Origin of the sequence: Streptomyces ipomoeae 91-03, assembly GCF_000317595.1 — a bacterium.
GTDB classification, from domain to species: domain Bacteria; phylum Actinomycetota; class Actinomycetes; order Streptomycetales; family Streptomycetaceae; genus Streptomyces; species Streptomyces ipomoeae.
In genome coordinates, this window is the sequence record NZ_AEJC01000432.1 from 1 (window position 1) to 18,540 (window position 18,540).

Here is an 18,540-nt window from a genome sequence, read left to right on the forward strand (position 1 = left end):
ATCAGCACCACACACAGCCCCTGGGGGAGATCGTCGTGCAGGAAACGCAAGTACTCAAAGCACGACGCCGACAGCCGGTGGGCGTCCTCGACCACGACGATCCGTGTCTTGAGAGCCAAGGCGCGGTGGACTAAGGCATCGGCGGCCCCGGGGTCGGCAGGCGCCTCGCCACGGAGCCCAAGTGCACGGTGGAGGGCGGCGCGCAGGTCCGCCGGCGCCGGCTGAGCCCGGAAGTCCAGCGGCAACAGCTCACCGAGGCGGCGGGCGGCGGTGTGGACGGCCGCCATGGCCGTATGGACCGCTGGGCCGTATGGGCCGCCAGGACGCCTGGACCGCTGAGACGCGTGGACCGCTAGGACGCGCTGGGGCTCGGCGACGCGGACTCGGCGGGGGCCGGGGCCGGGGCCTCCACCTTCAGCTCGACCGTGATGACCGCACCGCCCTCGGTCTCGATGCGCAGCAGGAACGTGCCGGTGGTGTCGTCCGAGTAGAGCTTCGGCAGCGTGAGCAGGCCGTTCTCGTCGGTCGCCAGGCCCGTCAGGGTGCGTACGGGCTTGTCGTCGGCGCCCTTGAAGTAGGGGCCCTTGTCGTTCTCGGTCGGGTCGAGGGGCGACTTGACGAGGGTCGCCTTGACCGCGACCTTGTCGGCGATCTCGCCCTTGTAGGTGGCCTTCACCTCGACCTGCTCGGCGAACTCGCCGTTCGGCACACAGGTCAGCGCGGTCTCGCCGGTGCGGACGAGGGCGTCGGCCTGGCGGGCGGTGACGGTCGCCTTGTAGTCGAGGGCGGTCACCGAGCGGCCCACGACGGTCGCGCGGACCGTGAAGTCGCCGGTCTTCTCACCGGCGACCAGCGCGGGGGCGGTGGCCTGACCGGCGCTGTCGGTGACGATCGTGGCGACGGACTCGCCGCCGGTGAAGGTGGTGTCCGTGTCGCCGACGATGGTGAAGCGGACCCTCACCTTCGCCACGGCCTTGCCGGCCTTGGTCTCGGTGCGGGCGGTGACCTTCTCGGTGAAGGTGTCGCCGGCCATCGCCGTGAGGGTCGCCGCGCCGGCGTTCTCCAGGTGGTCCACCGTGTCGGTGGCGGTGGGCGGAGTGGTCGGCGGTGTGCTGGGCGGGGTGGTGGTCGGCGGAGTCGGGCTCGTGCCGCCGCCGTCCGGCTTGTCGGTGTCGGGCTTCTCCGTCTTCGGCGGCGTCGGGCTGGGGCTCGTCGTCGGGCCGTCGGAGGAGTCGTTGCCACCGCCGCTGTTGCCCCTGCCGCTGTTGCCGTGGTTGCCGCTGTCGCTGGGCGTGCGGGGCAGCGAGCCGGTGCCGTCCGGGATCTCGTGGGTGCCCTTGCGGTAGTACTCCAGCCAGGTGAGGACGAGGTTGTAGTACGCCGTCGAGTTGTTGTAGCTGAGGATCGCGCTGCGCAGGTCGGCGCTGCTGGACAGGTCCCAGTCGAAGCGGCACAGGTAATGGCCGGCGGCAAGGGCCGCGTCGTAGACGTTGTTGGGGTCCTTGGCGCCGTCGCCGTTGCCGTCGCGGCCCGCCCACTCCCACGTGGAGGGGATGAACTGCATGGGGCCGACCGCCCGGTCGTACCGGCTGTCGCCGTCGTACGCGCCGTTGTCGGTGTCGCTGATGTGGGCGAACGCGCCGCCGTTGAGGACCGGGCCGAGGATCTTCGTGTAGGTCGTGCCGTTGGCGTCGACACGACCGCCCCTTGCCTGGCCGGACTCGACCTTGCCGATGGCGGCGAGGAGTTCCCAGGGCAGGTTGCAGCCGGGCTTGGAGTCGCGCAGGGACTCCGCGGCCTTCTTGTAGGCGTCGAGGACGGTCGCGGGTATGCCGCGTTCACCGCCGCCCGTCGTGCCCGAACTGTCGCCCGTACCGGTGGTCGGGGTGGGGCTGTCGAGGGGCGGAAGGTCCGTGTAGTAGCGCGAGTTGCCCGACGCGGTGTCGTCGGCCTGCGGGCTCACATCGGGCGAGGGCGATCCGGTCGTCTGTCTGCCGGCGTCGTCGGTGGCCACTCCCGGGGCCTGGGAGGCGGCCAGTGCCGCTACCGTGGCCGCGGCCAGAGCGGTGGTCGCCGCTCCCTTGCGGAGCCTCAAACCGAACTGCGCCGCCATTGAGTGAACCCCTCCCCGGTGGTCGATCGCCTTGGCGTATTTCGCTTTTGGTACTGTCTCGGGCGCTTTTCCGGTTTGTCCGGAGCAGCTTCCCTGCTCTGATACACCGACTCCGGGCTTCCGCTTTTGGTTGCCCCGATCCGGCGATCCGTTTCCCGGACTTCCGGTGGTTCCCGCGCCCACCGGCGCGGGGACCCAGGCGACCCTACGACAACTTCCGTCGCCCGGACACCCGTTGGTGCCCGATTTTCACCGATTGGCCTTATCGGTTTCCTGTCGCTCGCCGCTCGGACACCTGCGACTTTTCTGAGGGCGCGGGCGCCTTTCGGATACGTCTGCCCGAGTCGCGCATACTGGCGGCCGATGATCAGCCGGTCCATGAATCCGGCCAAAGCGCATCACAGGGGGACGACTTGCCTTTCACACTCAGCCATGCCGCCGCCGTGCTGCCCGCACTGCGCGGGGACGGCACCGGGCGGAGACCACTGGTGCCGTCGGTGCTCGTCGCCGGCTCGTTCGCGCCCGACATGACCTACTACGCGGCAAGTGTGCTGCCCGAGGCCATGGAGTTCGGCGATGTCACGCACTCCTTCGCCGGGGTGTTCACCGTCGACGTCCTCATCACCTGGGCGTTGGTGGGGCTGTGGCTGGTGCTGCGCGAACCGGTCGTCGCGCTGCTGCCGAGACGGCGGCAGGGGCGGTTGGCCGCGCTGGTGCGCTGCGGGTCCGGTACGCGCCCCAGGAGTCTTTCGCTGGTCTTCTGGTGGTACGTCTCCGCCGCGCTCGGCGCGCTCACCCATGTCGTCTGGGACGCGTTCACGCATCTCGACCGGTGGGGGATGCGGCTGTTTCCCCTCCTCGGCGAGGAGATCGCGGGCTCGCCGCTGTACTGGTATCTGCAGTACGGCGGTTCCGCGGTCGCGGCCGTCGTGATCGCCGTGTTCGTCACCCTCGCGCTACGACGGCAGCCGGTGGCCGAGCCCGTGGGGGTGCCGATGCTCTCGTCGGCCGACCGATGGGTGGCGTGCGCCGTCATCGGCGGGTGCGCCCTGGTGGCGGCCGTGCAGCGGGTGGCCCGCTGGTGGGCGTACTGGGGGTCCGTCGCCAAGCCGTACGAGGTGATCCCGACGCTGTGCTTCGGGGCGGGCGCGGGGCTGGTGGTCGGCGTGGTGCTCTACGGCGTGGGCGTCAGGGTCCGGCGCCCGGCGCCCGTGTCGCCGACGAACGGAGCCGACGTGGAGGCGGGCAGCTCGGCCCACCGCTGAGCGACAGGCGACGCGGGAGCGCTCCGCTGGGAAGGCGGCGGGTCGCGGCGCCGGGGGCGTACGGCGGTACGTGGCCCAGCAGGGCCGGGACGGGGTGGGTGAGGGCCCAGGGGAGACGGGTCCGCGCGCGTCTGAGGTGGACGTGAGCGCGGCGCAGGCCGGAGTGCGCCCGTCGGAGGCGGGTGTGTGCCCAGGGGAGGCGAGCCTGCGCCCAAGGGCGGCGGGTGGCAGCTGTCGCGGTACGGCGGCGGAGCGTGCGTATGCCCATGCGGGCATCCTGGCGCCACCGCCCGGCCGGGGGCGCCTTGGTGAGGGCCGCCTGGGTGACACCGCAGGGCGAGGCGACACTGCGGGGCGGGGTGACGCTGTGGGGCGGGGTGACGCTGTGGGCCGCGACGACCTCGGTGGGAGGAGCCCGGCGGTGTAAAGCCGGGCTCCTCCTTCGAGAGCTGGTGCTTCGAGAGCTAGTGCGCCGCCGATTCCCAGTCCGGGCCGACGCCGACGGAGACGTCGAGGGGGGCTCGGAGGTGGACGGCATCGGCCATTTCCCGGCGGACCAGGGCTTCCGCCTGTTCCCGTTCGCCGGGGGCGATTTCGAGGACGATTTCGTCGTGGACCTGGAGGAGCATGCGGGAGGTGAGGCCCGCGTTGTCGAGGGCGCGGCCCACGTTGAGCATGGCGATCTTGACGATGTCGGCGGCGGTGCCCTGGATCGGCGCGTTGAGGGCCATGCGCTCGGCGGCCTCGCGGCGCTGACGGTTGTCGCTGTTGAGGTCGGGCAGATAGCGGCGGCGCCCGAAGAGCGTCGCCGTGTAGCCCGTCGCCCGGGCCTCGTCCACGACCCGGCGCAGATAGTCCCGTACGCCGCCGTAGCGCTCGAAGTACGCGTCCATCAGGGTGCGGGCCTCGCCGGCGTCGATGTTCAGCTGCTGGGAGAGGCCGAACGCCGACAGGCCGTACGCGAGGCCGTACGACATCGCCTTGATCTTGCGGCGCATCTCGGCGTCCACCGCGGCGCGCTCCACCCCGAACACCTGGGCGGCGGCCGTGGTGTGCAGGTCCTCGCCCGAGGTGAACGCCTCGATCAGGCCCTCGTCCTCGGAGAGGTGGGCCATCACGCGGAGCTCGATCTGGCTGTAGTCGGCCGTCATCAGCGACTCGAAGCCCTCACCGACGACGAAGCCGCGGCGGATGGCACGGCCCTCGTCGGTGCGGACGGGAATGTTCTGGAGGTTCGGGTCCACCGAGGACAGCCGGCCGGTGGCGGCGACCGTCTGGTTGAAGGTGGTGTGGATACGGCCGTCCGCGGCGATCGTCTTGATCAGGCCCTCGACGGTGACGCGGAGCTTCGCCTGCTCACGGTGGCGGAGCATGATGACCGGCAGTTCGTTCTCCGTCTGCGTCGCCAGCCAGGCGAGGGCGTCGGCGTCCGTGGTGTAGCCGGTCTTGGTGCGCTTGGTCTTCGGCAGGGCCAGCTCACCGAAGAGGACCTCCTGGAGCTGCTTGGGCGAGCCCAGGTTGAACTCGTGCCCGGCCGCCGCGTGCGCCTCCTTCACCGCCTGCTGCACGGCGCCCGCGAACATCTGCTCCATGGCCTCCAGGTGGGCCCGGTCCGCCGCGATGCCGTGCCGCTCCATACGGGCCAGCAGCGCCGAGGTGGGCAGCTCCACATCACGGAGGAGATCGGCGGCGCCCACTTCCTTCAGGCGCTCCTCGAAGGCCTCGCCGAGGTCGAGGATCGCGCGGGCCTGCACCATCAGCGCGTCCGCCTCGGCGCCCTCGTCCGCGCCGAAGGCCAGCTGACCGTCGGCGGTGGCGGCGGGCGCCAGCTCACGGCCCAGGTACTCCAGCGACAGCGCGTCCAGGTCGAAGGAGCGCCGGCCCGGCTTGACCAGGTACGCGGCGAGCGCGGTGTCCATGGTGACGCCCTCGATGGTCCAGCCGTGCTCGGCGAAGACCCGCATCGCGCCCTTGGCGTTGTGGAACACCTTCGGCCGGCCGGCGTCGGCGAGCCAGGCCGCCCACGCCGTCTCGTCCGCCTCGTCCAGCTGCGTCGGGTCGAACCAGGCCGCCGCTCCCCCGGCCGCGGCGAGCGCGACCTCGGCGACCGAGCCCGTGCCGAGTGCCCATGTGTCGACCGTGGCCACACCGAGGACCGCCGTGCCGTGCTCGGTGAGCCACGGGGCGAGCTCGCCGGAGCCGAGCACCGTGCCGTCCACCTCGACGCCCTCGCCGACCGGCTGACCGGCGTCGGCCTCCTCCGTGCCCGGGTCGACGGCCAGCAGACGCTCACGCAGCGACGGGTTGCGGATCTCCAACGTGTCCAGGACCATCGCGACGGCCTTGCGGTCGTACGGGGCGCGCTCCAAGTCGGCGACACCCTTGGGCAGTTCGACCGTACGGACCATCTCGGTGAGGCGGCGGTTGAGCTTGACGGCCTCCAGATGGTCGCGGAGGTTCTGACCCGCCTTGCCCTTGACCTCCTCGACGCGCTCGACCAGCTCCGCGAACGAACCGAACTGGTTGATCCACTTCGCGGCCGTCTTCTCACCGACGCCCGGGATGCCGGGCAGGTTGTCGGACGGGTCGCCGCGCAGCGCCGCGAAGTCCGGGTACTGGGCCGGGGTGAGGCCGTACTTCTCGAACACCTTCTCCGGGGTGAACCGGGTCAGCTCCGAGACACCCTTCGTCGGGTACAGCACCGTGGTGTGCTCGCTGACCAACTGGAAGGAGTCACGGTCGCCGGTGACGATCAGGACCTCGAAGCCCTCGGCCTCCGCCTGGGTGGCGAGGGTGGCGATGACGTCGTCCGCCTCGAAGCCGTCGACGGCGAACCGCACCGCCTGCATCGCGTCGAGCAGCTCGCCGATCAGCTCGACCTGGCCCTTGAACTCGTCCGGCGTCTTCGAGCGGTTCGCCTTGTACTCGGTGAACTCCTCCGAGCGCCAGGTCTTGCGGGAGACGTCGAACGCCACCGCGAAATGCGTGGGCGCCTCGTCGCGCAGCGTGTTCGCCAGCATCGACGCGAAGCCGTAGATCGCGTTGGTCGGCTGGCCCGTCGCGGTCGTGAAGTTCTCCACGGGCAGCGCGAAGAACGCGCGGTAGGCCAGCGAGTGCCCGTCCATGAGCATGAGCCGGGGACGGGTGCCGCCGGGGCTGTTGTCGGTCTTCTTCGATGCTGTCTCTGCCACGACCCCGATCCTGCCACGTACCACTGACAGTCGGACCACGGCCGCCGTCTCCCGCCCGGAGAAGACCGACCTCGATCGATGTCGGTGACACGTGCGAGGATCGGAGGCGTAGCTCACGCCCGGAGACCTGTACGTGAATGGGGAGCAGCGATGGCCGGCAAGGCGCCCAAGAGTGACCCGGTTCAGGACGCGCCGCAGGTCGCGGAGCCCAAGCATGCGGCGGCGGGGCTTCCCGCCATCGGACACACCCTGCGGATCGCGCAACAGCAGATGGGGGTCAAGCGGACCGCGCTGACGCTGCTGCGGGTCAACCAGAAGGACGGCTTCGACTGCCCGGGCTGCGCCTGGCCGGAGCCGGACCACCGGCACACGGCGGAGTTCTGTGAGAACGGCGCGAAGGCGGTCGCCGAGGAGGCCACGCTGCGCCGGGTCACCCCCGACTTCTTCGCCGCCCACACGGTGGCCGACCTCGCCACACGCAGTGGCTACTGGCTGGGGCAGCAGGGGCGGCTCACGCACCCGATGTATCTCCCCGAAGGGGGCGACCGGTACGAGCCGGTGTCCTGGGAGCGCGCCTTCGACATCATCGCCGACGAACTGCACGCCCTCGACTCCCCCGACGAGGCCCTCTTCTACACCTCGGGGCGGACCAGCAACGAGGCCGCGTTCCTGTACCAACTGTTCGCCCGCGAGTTCGGTACGAACAACCTGCCGGACTGCTCCAACATGTGCCACGAGTCATCGGGCTCGGCGCTCTCCGAGACCATCGGCATCGGCAAGGGCAGCGTCCTGCTGGAGGACCTCTACAAGGCCGACCTGATCGTCGTCGCCGGTCAGAACCCGGGAACCAATCACCCGCGCATGCTCTCCGCGCTGGAGAAGGCCAAGGCCAACGGCGCGAAGATCATCACCGTCAATCCGCTGCCCGAAGCCGGCCTGGAGCGGTTCAAGAACCCGCAGACCCCCCAGGGCATGCTCAAGGGCGCCGCCCTCACCGATCTGTTCCTGCAGATCCGCATCGGCGGCGACCAGGCCCTGTTCCGCCTCCTCAACAAGCTGATCCTCGAGACGGACGGGGCCGTCGACGAGGCGTTCGTCCGCGAACACACCCACGGCTACGAGGAGTTCACCGAAGCCGCCCGCGCCGCCGACTGGGACGAGACGCTCACCGCGACCGGGCTCACGCGCGAGCAGATCCAGGAAGCCCTGCGCATGGTCCTCGCCTCCGAGCGGACCATCGTCTGCTGGGCCATGGGCCTCACCCAGCACAAACACGCGGTGCCGACCATCCGCGAAGTGGTCAACTTCCTGCTGCTGCGCGGCAACATCGGCCGCCCGGGCGCCGGCGTGTGCCCCGTGCGCGGCCACTCCAACGTCCAGGGCGACCGCACCATGGGCATCTTCGAACGCCCCGCCCCGGCCTTCCTCGACGCCCTGGAGAAGGAGTTCGGCTTCGCCCCACCCCGGGAGCACGGCTACGACGTCGTACGGGCCATCAAGGCCATGCGCGACGACAAGGCGAAGGTGTTCTTCGCGATGGGCGGCAACTTCGTGTCGGCGTCCCCCGACACGGAGGTGACGGAGGCGGCCATGCGCCGCGCCCGGCTCACCGTGCACGTCTCGACGAAGCTGAACCGCTCGCACGCCGTCACAGGCGCCCGGGCGCTGATCCTGCCCACCCTCGGCCGCACCGAACGCGACCTCCAGGGCAGCGGCGAGCAGTTCGTGACCGTCGAGGACTCCATGGGCATGGTCCACGCCTCGCGCGGCCGACTGGAGCCCGCGAGCAGCCGGCTGCTGTCCGAGCCGGCGATCGTGTGCCGGCTCGCCCGCCGGGTCCTCGGCGAGAACAGCCGCACACCGTGGGAGGAGTTCGAGAAGGACTACGCGACGATCCGCGACCGCATCGCGCGTGTGGTCCCCGGCTTCGAGGACTTCAACGCGCGCGTGGCCGACCCGAACGGCTTCGCCCTCCCGCACGCCCCGCGCGACGAGCGCCGCTTCCCCACGGCCACCGGCAAGGCCAACTTCACGGCCGCCCCGGTCGAGTACCCGGAACTGCCCGAGGGCCGCCTCCTGCTGCAGACCCTGCGCTCGCACGACCAGTACAACACCACCATCTACGGCCTCGACGACCGCTACCGGGGCATCAAGAACGGCCGCCGGGTCGTCCTGGTCAACCCCGAGGACGCCGCCGCCCTCCACATCGCCGACGGCAGCTACGTGGACCTGGTCAGCGAGTGGAACGACGGCATCGAACGCCGCGCGCCCGGCTTCCGCGTCGTGCACTACCCGACGGCCCGGGGCTGCGCCGCCGCCTACTACCCCGAGACCAATGTCCTGGTGCCGCTGGACGCCACCGCCGACACGAGCAACACCCCGGCCAGCAAGTCCGTCGTGGTCCGTCTGGAACAATCGTCCACCGACTGAGCGTTCGCTCAGTCAGGTTCGGTGGCACACCCACCGGCGGCGCACGGACCGACGATGCGCCTGGACCGAAGACGAACGGAGTCCCATGGGCGAGCAGCGCCACGTGCAGTTCCCACAAGAAGTCATCGACGAATACGCGGCACTCGGCGTCGACCTGGTCGCGATGTTCTCCGCAGGGCATCTCGGCAACCGCATAGGGGTGCAGATCGTGGAGGCCTCGGCGGACCGGGTCGTCGGCACGATGCCGGTCGAGGGCAACACCCAGCCGTACGGACTGCTGCACGGCGGCGCCTCCGCCGTGCTCGCGGAGACCCTGGGCTCGGTCGGCTCCATGCTGCACGCCGGCAGCTCCAAGATCGCCGTGGGCGTCGACCTCAACTGCACCCACCACCGGGGCGTACGGTCCGGCCTGGTCACCGGCGTCGCCACACCCCTGCACCGGGGGCGCACCACAGCGACGTACGAGATCGCCATCAGCGACGAGGCCGGCAAGCGGGTGTGCACGGCCCGCCTGACCTGCCTGCTGCGCGATGTGACACCGGGCGAGGCACAGCGGGCGACGGCGAGCTGAAGACCGGCCGCACGGGGCCGACCAGCTCCGCACCGGGCCGACAAGCCTGCGCTCACCAGGCTGACAACCCCGACCGGCAGGCTCTAGCGTCGGGGCATGGGAACGGGAGGAGCGTTCGGGTGGGGGCCTGTGCTCGGGTCGGCGCTGCTGCTCGGCGCCCTGGCGACCGGGTGCGGGGAGTCGGACCCGGCGGCGGACGCACGGGCGACCGTCTCACCGTCGGCTTCGCCGTCGGCCACGCCACCCGAGGAACTGTGTACGAAGATCGTCGCCCACTGGTCGCGGAAGGCTCTGGTCGGCGACACCTACGGGGACTACCAATCGATGGGGCTGTCGAACGGCCAGTACGACATCCTGCGGAAGGTCGTCGACGCCGCCCGCGTCGAGAACGAACGGGCAGGCCCGGACGCGGCCGAACGGCTGATCGACGCGCGGGCGCGCGAGGGCTGCGAGGGCTGCGAGGGCTGCGAGGGCTGCGAGGGCTGCGAGGAGTGGTACCGCGAGGGCGGTCCGGGCGACAGGCCCTGGCGATGAGCGGCGTCGGCCCCGTCGAGCCGGGCGAGGGCACGCGCGCGTGGGAGCTCCCGGAACCCGACACCGAAGCCCCGCCGCCACCCCCCGCCGGACGGTTCGCACACGCGTACACCACGCACCGTCGTGCCGTCCTCGCGGCAACGACCACCGCCGCCGTCCTCGCGGGCGGCGGCTATCTGTACGCCACCCGCCCCGAACCGCCACCTCCACCCCTCGCGCCGTACCCCTCCCAGGCGGTCGGCGTCCTCTACCTCGGCCCCGTGACCCCCGCCACCAGCCCCACGAACAGGAATTTCACCTTCGAGATGGAGGTGAAGGCGCTCTCCGACCCCCCGATCACAGTGGAACGGATGCGCCAGCCGTACGCGGCCCTCTCCCTCACCACGGACCCGCGCACTCCGTTTCGGACCGAGCAGAACGACGCACGCACGATCGTGATCACCATGCGCGTCACGGAATGCGAAAAAGTACCGGAGAACGCCGGACTGCCTTTCCTGGACGTAACTCTACGTAATACGCGCGCAATAGAAGAACACAGTTTCATCCTGGGCGAGCGCTACGCACAGGACCTCTCCAACGCCCTCCACGTCGCCTGCGGCAACAAATCCCCGTCATCACCAAAAGCCTGAACACTCCTGAACCGACCCCGGCCGATCCTGCACGTTCTCACCATGCGGACAGGGCGAATCGGCTGGAATTCCACACATCCACCCCGTGAGTACCGCTCTGCATTACCTCGTGTCATAACAAGAGCGTCACAGCCTTGGCCAGACTCTCCTCCACGTTCCCCACACACGCTTAGAGTCACGCCCAGTCACCGCGCCATCGGAATCGAAGTCACGTCTTCGGCCCAGCGCTCGACTCGGCCGCTTCCAAACAGGAAGGGCCGTGCCAGGGAAAGGACTGATCGTGCGTCAACGTTCGCTCATCGCCATCACCGCCGCGCTGGCGGCGGGAGCACTCACACTCACCGCCTGCGGCTCGCGCGACGAGGGAAACGGCGGCTCGGAAGCCGACGGCGGCACCACCGTCGTCATCGGCGTCGACGCCCCACTGACCGGTGACCTCTCCGCCATGGGTCTGGGCATCAAGAACTCCGCCGACCTCGCCGCGAAGACGGCCAACAAGGAGAAGTACGTCGAAGGCATAACCTTCAAGGTAGAAGCCCTCGACGACCAGGCCCAGCCCTCCTCCGGCCAGCAGAACGCGGTCACCTTCGTCGCCAACAAGGACGTCTACGGCGTCGTCGGCCCCCTGAACTCCTCCGTCGCCGAATCGATGCAGAAAGTCTTCGACGACGCCAAGCTCGTACAGGTCTCCCCCGCCAACACCGGCCCCACCCTCACCCAGGGCGCCGACTGGCAGACCAAGAAGGTCCGCCCGTACAAGTCGTACTTCCGCACCGCCACCACGGACGCCATCCAGGGCCCGTACGCGGCGCAGTACCTCTACAACGACGCCAAGAAGAAGAAGGTCTTCGTCATCGACGACAAGAAGACCTACGGCGCCGGCCTCGCCGCCACCTTCACCGACGAGTTCAAGAAGCTCGGCGGCGAAGTCGTCGGCACCGAGCACATCAACCCCGACACCAAGGACTTCTCCGCGGTCGCCACCAAGGTCAAGAACTCCGGCGCCGACGTCGTCTACTACGGCGGCGAATACCCGCAGTCCGGCCCCCTGACCAAGCAGATCAAGGCCAACGGCGCCAAGATCCCCGTCGTCGGCGGCGACGGCATGTACGACCCCGAGTACATCAAGCTCGGCGGCAGCGCCAGCACCGGCGACTTCGCCACCTCCGTCGGCGCACCCGTCGAAGAACTCTCCTCCGCCAAGGACTTCGTCGCCGACTACAAGGCCGCCGGCTACAAGGAGTCCTACTCCGCCTACGGCGGCTACTCCTACGACTCCGCCTGGGCCGTCATCGAAGCCGTGAAGAAGGTCGTCGAAGACAACGACGGCAAGCTCCCCGACGACGCCCGCGCAAAGATCACCGAAGCCATGCAGAACGTCTCCTTCGACGGCGTGACCGGCAAGGTCGCCTTCGACGAATACGGTGACACGACGAACAAGCAGCTCACCGTCTACAAGGTCGAGGGCGGGGAGTGGAAGGCAGTCAAGTCCGGCACCTACTCCGGCTGACCCAACCCGCACATTCATGAGCCGCGCGGGGCGCTGCACAAAAGCGCCCCGCGCGGACTCACATCCGGTCACATTCGTCGAACATCCGAAAGTCTCGGAGGACATGCGGTGAACGAACTGCCGCAGCAGCTGGTCAACGGCCTGCTACTAGGATCCATGTACGGGCTGGTCGCCATCGGCTACACGATGGTCTATGGCATCGTCCAGCTCATCAACTTCGCCCACGGTGAAATCTTCATGCTGGGCGGCTTCGGCGCCATCACGGTGTACCTGTACGTACTCCCCGACGGCACCACCATGTGGGTGGCACTCCCCCTCATGCTCCTCGGCGGCATCATCGTCGCCGTACTCGCCGCCGTCGGCGCCGAACGGCTCGCCTACCGCCCCCTGCGCAGCGCGCCACGCCTCGCCCCCCTCATCACCGCCATCGGCCTCTCCCTGGCCCTCCAGCAGGCGGTATGGGCCTGGTACCCGGACGCCAAGGAATCCATCAACTTCCCGCAGATCGACGGCGGCCCCTTCGAGATCGGCAACGTCACCATCCAGACCGGTGACATCTTCCTGCTGATCGCCGCCCCGATCAGCATGGCGATCCTCGCGTACTTCGTCATGAAGACCCGCACCGGGCGCGGCATGCAGGCCACCGCCCAGGACCCCGACACCGCCAAGCTCATGGGCATCAACACCGACCGCATCATCGTGGTCGCCTTCGCCCTCGGCGCCGCCTTCGCCGCCGTCGGAGCCGTCGCCTACGGCCTCAAATACGGCCAGGTCCAGTTCCGCATGGGCTTCATCCTCGGCCTCAAAGCCTTCACCGCAGCCGTCCTCGGCGGCATCGGCAACATCTACGGCGCCATGCTCGGCGGCGTCGTCCTCGGCCTCGCCGAAGCACTGTCCACCGCCTACATCGCCGACATCCCCGGCATGGAACAGTTCGGCAGCCAGTCCTGGGCCGACGTCTGGGCGTTCGTACTCCTCATCCTCGTCCTCCTGTTCAGGCCACAGGGCCTGCTCGGAGAACGCGTCGCGGACAGGGCGTAACACCGATGACCACAAACACCACCGCCACCCCGGCACCCACCACCAAGCACGACACCCCCCGCGGTCTCGTCGGCATCCCCGAGAACCTCGGCCGCGCCCTCGCCACCGGCGGCGGCGCCCTCGCCGTCATCTCCACCTTCCTCTCCTGGACCTGGACCGCCGCCTTCCCCGGCAACCTCACCGTCTACGGCTACCCCGGCGGCCTGCAGATCCTCGTCCTCATCGGCGGCGCCCTCACCACCCTGTTCGGCCTCGCCTCCTACGGCATCAAGGGCCTCGGCTGGCTCGTCCCCGCCGGCGCCGACAGCTCCATCAAACTGGCCGCCCTCGGCACCTTCGCCACCGCCTGGTACACCATCCTCGCGATCACCATCCAACTCGGCGGCCTCGTCAACCTCGAACCCGGCGGCTTCGTCGTCGCCATCGCCACCCTCGCCGCCCTCCTCGGCGCACTCGCCCTGCCCTTCACACGGCCGGAGCCCGAAATCGCCGACCCCGAGGACAGCCCCTGGGAACAGTTCCAGCTCAGCGGCCGCAACTCCTGGGCCATCGTCAAGGCCTGCTTCGCCACCGGCACAGCCGCCCCGGCCCGCAAAATCCCCGCCTACGCCGAAATCCTGGTCATCGTCGCCGCCATGGCGGTCGGCCTGATCGTCTTCACCTACGGCATCGGCACCGAATACGACGAACTCTTCGTCGGCTTCCTCATCACCGTCGGCTTCGGCTTCGCCGCCCTCGCCAAAGCCGGGCTCGTGGCCCGGATCTCGGCGATCACCGGCAAACACCGCACCATCACCATGTCCGGCGCATTCATCGCCGCCGCACTCTTCCCCTTCACCCAGTCCGACGACCAGTACGCGACCATCGGCGTCTACATCCTGATCTTCGCCACCGTCGCCCTCGGCCTCAACATCGTCGTCGGCCTCGCCGGCCTCCTCGACCTCGGATACGTCGCCTTCCTCGGCGTCGGCGCCTACACCTCCGCCATGGTCTCCGGCTCCCCCTCCTCCCCCTTCGACATCCACCTGCCGTTCTGGGCCTCCGCCATCCTCGGCGCCGTCGTCGCCATGATCTTCGGCGTCATCATCGGCGCCCCCACCCTCCGACTGCGCGGCGACTACCTCGCCATCGTCACCCTCGGCTTCGGTGAGATCTTCCGCCTCGCCGTCCTCAACATGGACGGCACCTCGGGCCCCGACATCACCAACGGCTCCAACGGCATCTCCTCGATCCCGAACCTCAACATCTTCGGCTTCGACTTCGGCCAAGAACACTCGGTCTTCGGGTTCACCATCGCCCGATTCGCCAACTACTTCCTGCTGATGCTCCTCATCACGCTCGTCGTCGTCGTGGTCTTCCGACGCAGCAGCGACTCCCGCATCGGCCGCGCCTGGATCGCCATCCGCGAAGACGAGACCGCCGCACTCGCCATGGGCATCAACGGCTTCCGCGTCAAACTCATCGCCTTCGCCCTCGGCGCCGCCCTCGCCGGCCTCGCCGGCACCGTCCAGGCACACGTCACCTACACCGTCACACCCGAGCAGTACCAGTTCGCCCACGTCGTCCCGCCCAACTCGGCATTCCTCCTGGCAGCCGTCGTCCTCGGCGGCATGGGCACCATCAGCGGCCCCCTCGTCGGCGCCGCACTGCTCTACCTCATCCCCGCCAAGCTCCAGTTCCTCGGCGACTACCAGCTCTTCGCCTTCGGCGTCGCGCTCGTACTCCTCATGCGCTTCCGCCCGGAAGGCCTCATCCCCAACCGGCGACGCCAGCTCGAATTCCACGAAGAGGCCGAAGCGCCCACAGTCCTCAGCAAGGCAGGGGCCTGACCCATGACCACCACCGACACCACCACCAAGGACGCCACCACCGGCGAGACCGTCCTCGACGCCCGCGGCGTGACCATGCGCTTCGGCGGCCTCACCGCCGTACGCAACGTCAACCTCACCGTCAACAGCGGCGAGATCGTCGGACTCATCGGCCCCAACGGCGCCGGCAAGACCACCTTCTTCAACTGCCTCACCGGCCTCTACGTCCCCACCGAAGGCGAAGTCCGCTACAAAGGCCAGGTCCTCCCACCCAAGTCCTTCAAAGTCACCGCAGCCGGCATCGCCCGCACCTTCCAGAACATCCGCCTGTTCGCCAACATGACAGTCCTGGAAAACGTGCTCGTCGGCCGCCACACCCGCACCAAGGAAGGCCTCTGGTCCGCCCTGCTCCGCGGCCCCGGCTTCCACAAGGCCGAAGCCGCCTCCCGCGAACGCGCCATGGAACTCCTCGAGTTCGTCGGCCTCGACACCAAGGCCGAACACCTCGCGCGCAACCTGCCCTACGGCGAACAGCGCAAGCTCGAAATCGCACGAGCACTGGCCAGCGAACCCGGCCTCCTCCTCCTGGACGAGCCCACAGCAGGCATGAACCCCCAGGAGACCCGCGCCACCGAAGAACTCGTCTTCGCCATCCGCGACAAGGGCATCGCCGTCCTCGTCATCGAGCACGACATGCGGTTCATCTTCAACCTCTGCGACCGCGTAGCCGTCCTCGTCCAGGGCGAAAAACTCGTCGAAGGCGACAGCGCCACCGTCCAAGGAGACGAACGCGTCGTCGCCGCCTACCTCGGCGAACCCTTCGAAGACGCCCCCGGAAAGGACGAGGCCGCCGAAGTCGAGGCCGCCGAAGCACACGCCGAGGCCTCCACGGACGCCGCACCCGGCAAGGAGAACGACCGATGACCGCACTGCTCGAAGTCGAGGACCTCCGGGTCGCCTACGGCAAGATCGAGGCCGTCAAAGGCATCTCCTTCAAAGTCAACGCAGGCGAAGTCGTCACCCTCATCGGCACCAACGGCGCAGGCAAGACCACAACCCTGCGCACCCTCTCGGGTCTCCTCAAGCCGGTCGGCGGCCAGATCAAATTCAACGGCAAGTCGCTGAAGAAGATCCCCGCACACAACATCGTCTCCCTCGGACTCGCCCACTCCCCCGAGGGGCGGCACATCTTCCCGCGCATGACCATCGAGGACAACCTCCGCCTCGGCGCCTTCCTGCGCAGCGACAAACCCGGCATCGAAAAGGACATCCAGCGCGCCTACGACCTCTTCCCCATCCTGGGAGAACGCCGCAAGCAGGCCGCGGGAACCCTCTCCGGCGGCGAGCAGCAGATGCTGGCCATGGGGCGCGCCCTCATGTCCCAGCCGAAACTGCTCATGCTGGACGAGCCCTCCATGGGCCTCTCCCCCATCATGATGCAGAAGATCATGGCCACCATCGCCGAACTCAAGGCCCAAGGCACCACCATCCTGCTCGTCGAGCAGAACGCCCAGGCGGCGCTCTCCCTCGCCGACCAGGGCCACGTCATGGAAATCGGCAAGATCGTGCTGTCCGGCACGGGCTCCGACCTGCTCCACGACGAATCGGTACGCAAGGCATACCTCGGCGAGGACTAGCCTCCGGCCCACCACCACGAGGCCCGCACCCCCTCATCGGGGCGTGCGGGCCTCGTGGTCTGCTCGGAGTCGAGGTCAGCCCTTGGCCGCCTTCTTCTCCTCCGCGTCCTGAATGACGGCCTCCGCGACCTGCTGCATCGACATCCGACGGTCCATCGACGTCTTCTGAATCCACCGGAACGCCGCCGGCTCCGTCAGCCCGTACTCCGTCTGCAGAATCGACTTCGCACGGTCCACCAGCTTGCGGGTCTCCAGACGGAGCGTGAGGTCGGCGACCTCCTTCTCCAACTCCTTCAACTCCGTGAACCGCGACACGGCCATCTCGATCGCCGGCACCACATCACTCTTGCTGAACGGCTTCACCAGGTACGCCATGGCACCGGCGTCACGAGCCCGCTCGACGAGATCACGCTGCGAGAAAGCCGTCAGCATCAGCACCGGCGCGATCCGCTCCTCGGCGATCTTCTCCGCCGCCGAGATCCCATCCAGCTTCGGCATCTTCACATCGAGAATCACAAGGTCCGGCTGGTGCTCCCGGGCCAGCTCGACGGCCTGCTCACCGTCGCCGGCCTCGCCTACGACGCTGTAGCCCTCCTCTTCGAGCATCTCCTTGAGGTCGAGGCGGATCAGCGCCTCGTCCTCGGCGATGACGACACGGGTCGTCAGCGGAGGCACGTGCGACTTGTCGTCGTCGGGTGCGTCGAGAGGCTGGGGCGACTCGGGGGCGGTCACGAGGGGCTCCTTGCTGCAGGGCAGGGGTACTGCTGACAAGAGGGTACCTAGCTGCGGTAAGGTAGTGAGCACGGAGTCGGAGCGAGCCTTCGATTCGTAGGCCCTGGTAGTCCAATTGGCAGCAGACGATGGTCTCAAACACCATACAGTGTGGGTTCGAGTCCCACCCAGGGCACTTTTCCTTCAATTCCAAGGTCGACAGAGCTAAGCGGATGTCCACGTTCTCGTGAACATCCGCTTTTTGCTGCATACGGTCGCGATCAGTAACACAGAGTGGTCGCATGAACTTCCACAGCACAGAAGTGCGACAGAGGGCGCTGACACTCCTGCGTGGCGGCACGCCGAACGCGGAGGTATCCCGGAAGCTCAACATCCCCCGCGGCACAGTCAGCTACTGGAAGCACCTCGACCGTGCGAAGCGCGGCGAGTGTCCCGGCAGGCCCAGTCCACAGTGCCCGAGGTGCGATGGCAGCACGCTAGACGAGTCCGCGTACAGCTACCTACTCGGCCTCTATCTCGGCGACGGCCACATCAGCCACTACTCCGAGCATCGCGTACCGAACCTCATGATCACTTGTACCCAGTCCTGGCCCGGTCTCATGGATGACTGTGAGCGCGCCATGCGTGCCGTCTTCCCCGACAATGCCGTCTGCCGTGTCCGAAGGACTGGCTGCAGCAACGTGAAGGTCTACTCAAAGCACCTGCACTGCCTCTTCCCTCAACACGGCCCCGGAAAGAAGCACGAGCGCACCATCCTTCTCGAACTCTGGCAGCAAGCCATCGTCGACGCCTGCCCCTGGGAATTCATCCGCGGTCTCATCCACTCTGACGGATGCCGGATCACCAACTGGACGACCCGCCTCGTCGGCGGTGAACGTAAGCGCTACGAGTACCCCCGCTACTTCTTCGCCAACAAGTCCGACGACATCCGGAAGCTCTTCACCGACACCCTCGACAAGGTGGGCGTCGAGTGGACCACCCTCGCCCGCGGTAGCGACCCCTTCAATATCTCCATCGCCCGCAAAGCCTCCGTAGCCCTGATGGACACCCACGTAGGCCCCAAGTACTGACCCCGCCCC

15 protein-coding genes and 1 tRNA gene are annotated in these 18,540 nt (G+C 68.5%); 12 read left to right on the forward strand and 4 right to left on the reverse strand.

Going from position 1 to position 18,540, the window contains the following annotated elements; genetic code table 11:
- Positions 1-287 (reverse strand): ATP-binding protein (locus STRIP9103_RS52020; protein WP_234022329.1); only part of this gene is annotated, 287 nt, incomplete at its 3' end.
- A gap of 65 nt (positions 288-352) precedes the next feature.
- Positions 353-2,113: a lytic transglycosylase domain-containing protein gene (locus STRIP9103_RS28690; protein WP_009326335.1), complete on the reverse strand. Its 1,761-nt coding sequence runs from the start codon at positions 2,111-2,113 to the stop codon at positions 353-355.
- 413 nt (positions 2,114-2,526) lie between these two features.
- Here STRIP9103_RS28690 and STRIP9103_RS28695 point away from each other — a divergent pair, with 413 nt between their 5' ends.
- Positions 2,527-3,378 carry a DUF4184 family protein gene (locus STRIP9103_RS28695; protein WP_048821160.1) on the forward strand — a complete coding sequence of 284 codons (852 nt, stop codon included), beginning with the start codon at positions 2,527-2,529 and terminating at the stop codon, positions 3,376-3,378.
- Positions 3,379-3,842: 464 nt separating this feature from the next.
- On the opposite strand, the gene polA is transcribed toward STRIP9103_RS28695, so the two are convergent.
- Positions 3,843-6,569 (reverse strand): DNA polymerase I, encoded by a 2,727-nt coding sequence (gene polA, locus STRIP9103_RS28700; RefSeq protein WP_048821161.1) that lies wholly within the window; start codon positions 6,567-6,569, stop codon positions 3,843-3,845.
- Between the two features lie 150 nt (positions 6,570-6,719).
- On the opposite strand from polA, the gene STRIP9103_RS28705 reads away from it, so the two are divergent.
- The 9 genes from STRIP9103_RS28705 (at position 6,720) to STRIP9103_RS28745 (ending at position 16,729) form a co-directional block, all read left to right on the forward strand.
- Entirely contained in the window at positions 6,720-8,999 is a 2,280-nt protein-coding gene (locus tag STRIP9103_RS28705) for an FdhF/YdeP family oxidoreductase (RefSeq protein WP_009326356.1), read from the forward strand.
- Positions 9,000-9,084: 85 nt separating this feature from the next.
- Positions 9,085-9,570, forward strand: a complete 486-nt coding sequence (locus STRIP9103_RS28710) for a PaaI family thioesterase (RefSeq protein ID WP_009326325.1) — start codon at positions 9,085-9,087, stop codon at positions 9,568-9,570.
- 96 nt (positions 9,571-9,666) lie between these two features.
- A complete protein-coding gene (locus STRIP9103_RS28715; protein ID WP_048821162.1) occupies positions 9,667-10,104 on the forward strand; it encodes a hypothetical protein in 438 nt (145 codons plus the stop codon).
- Positions 10,101-10,733 carry a hypothetical protein gene (locus tag STRIP9103_RS28720; protein WP_048821163.1) on the forward strand — a complete coding sequence of 211 codons (633 nt, stop codon included), beginning with the start codon at positions 10,101-10,103 and terminating at the stop codon, positions 10,731-10,733. The genes STRIP9103_RS28715 and STRIP9103_RS28720 overlap by 4 nt, the downstream gene beginning before the upstream one ends.
- Before the next feature lie 280 nt (positions 10,734-11,013).
- On the forward strand, positions 11,014-12,243 hold the full coding sequence (locus STRIP9103_RS28725) for a branched-chain amino acid ABC transporter substrate-binding protein (RefSeq protein WP_048821164.1): 1,230 nt from the start codon (positions 11,014-11,016) through the stop codon (positions 12,241-12,243).
- A 108-nt stretch (positions 12,244-12,351) separates the two neighbouring features.
- Entirely contained in the window at positions 12,352-13,284 is a 933-nt protein-coding gene (locus tag STRIP9103_RS28730) for a branched-chain amino acid ABC transporter permease (RefSeq protein WP_009326350.1), read from the forward strand.
- Positions 13,285-13,289: 5 nt separating this feature from the next.
- The gene (locus STRIP9103_RS28735; protein WP_009326332.1) at positions 13,290-15,113 is read left to right on the forward strand and encodes a branched-chain amino acid ABC transporter permease; all 1,824 of its coding nucleotides are present in this window, start codon (positions 13,290-13,292) and stop codon (positions 15,111-15,113) included.
- 3 nt (positions 15,114-15,116) lie between these two features.
- On the forward strand, positions 15,117-16,016 hold the full coding sequence (locus STRIP9103_RS28740; protein WP_009326346.1) for an ABC transporter ATP-binding protein: 900 nt from the start codon (positions 15,117-15,119) through the stop codon (positions 16,014-16,016).
- Positions 16,013-16,729: an ABC transporter ATP-binding protein gene (locus STRIP9103_RS28745; protein ID WP_009326359.1), complete on the forward strand. Its 717-nt coding sequence runs from the start codon at positions 16,013-16,015 to the stop codon at positions 16,727-16,729. The genes STRIP9103_RS28740 and STRIP9103_RS28745 overlap by 4 nt, the downstream gene beginning before the upstream one ends.
- A gap of 75 nt (positions 16,730-16,804) precedes the next feature.
- Here the strand turns inward: STRIP9103_RS28745 and STRIP9103_RS28750 are convergent, their stop codons facing one another.
- A complete protein-coding gene (locus STRIP9103_RS28750) occupies positions 16,805-17,461 on the reverse strand; it encodes an ANTAR domain-containing response regulator (protein ID WP_009326342.1) in 657 nt (218 codons plus the stop codon).
- 100 nt (positions 17,462-17,561) lie between these two features.
- On the opposite strand from STRIP9103_RS28750, the gene STRIP9103_RS28755 reads away from it, so the two are divergent.
- Together STRIP9103_RS28755 and STRIP9103_RS28760 are read left to right on the forward strand one after the other, a co-directional pair.
- Positions 17,562-17,636: transfer RNA gene (locus STRIP9103_RS28755), tRNA-Leu, on the forward strand.
- 106 nt (positions 17,637-17,742) lie between these two features.
- The gene (locus STRIP9103_RS28760) at positions 17,743-18,531 is read left to right on the forward strand and encodes a helix-turn-helix domain-containing protein (protein WP_048821165.1); all 789 of its coding nucleotides are present in this window, start codon (positions 17,743-17,745) and stop codon (positions 18,529-18,531) included.
- The last annotated feature ends 9 nt before the right edge of the window (positions 18,532-18,540 follow it).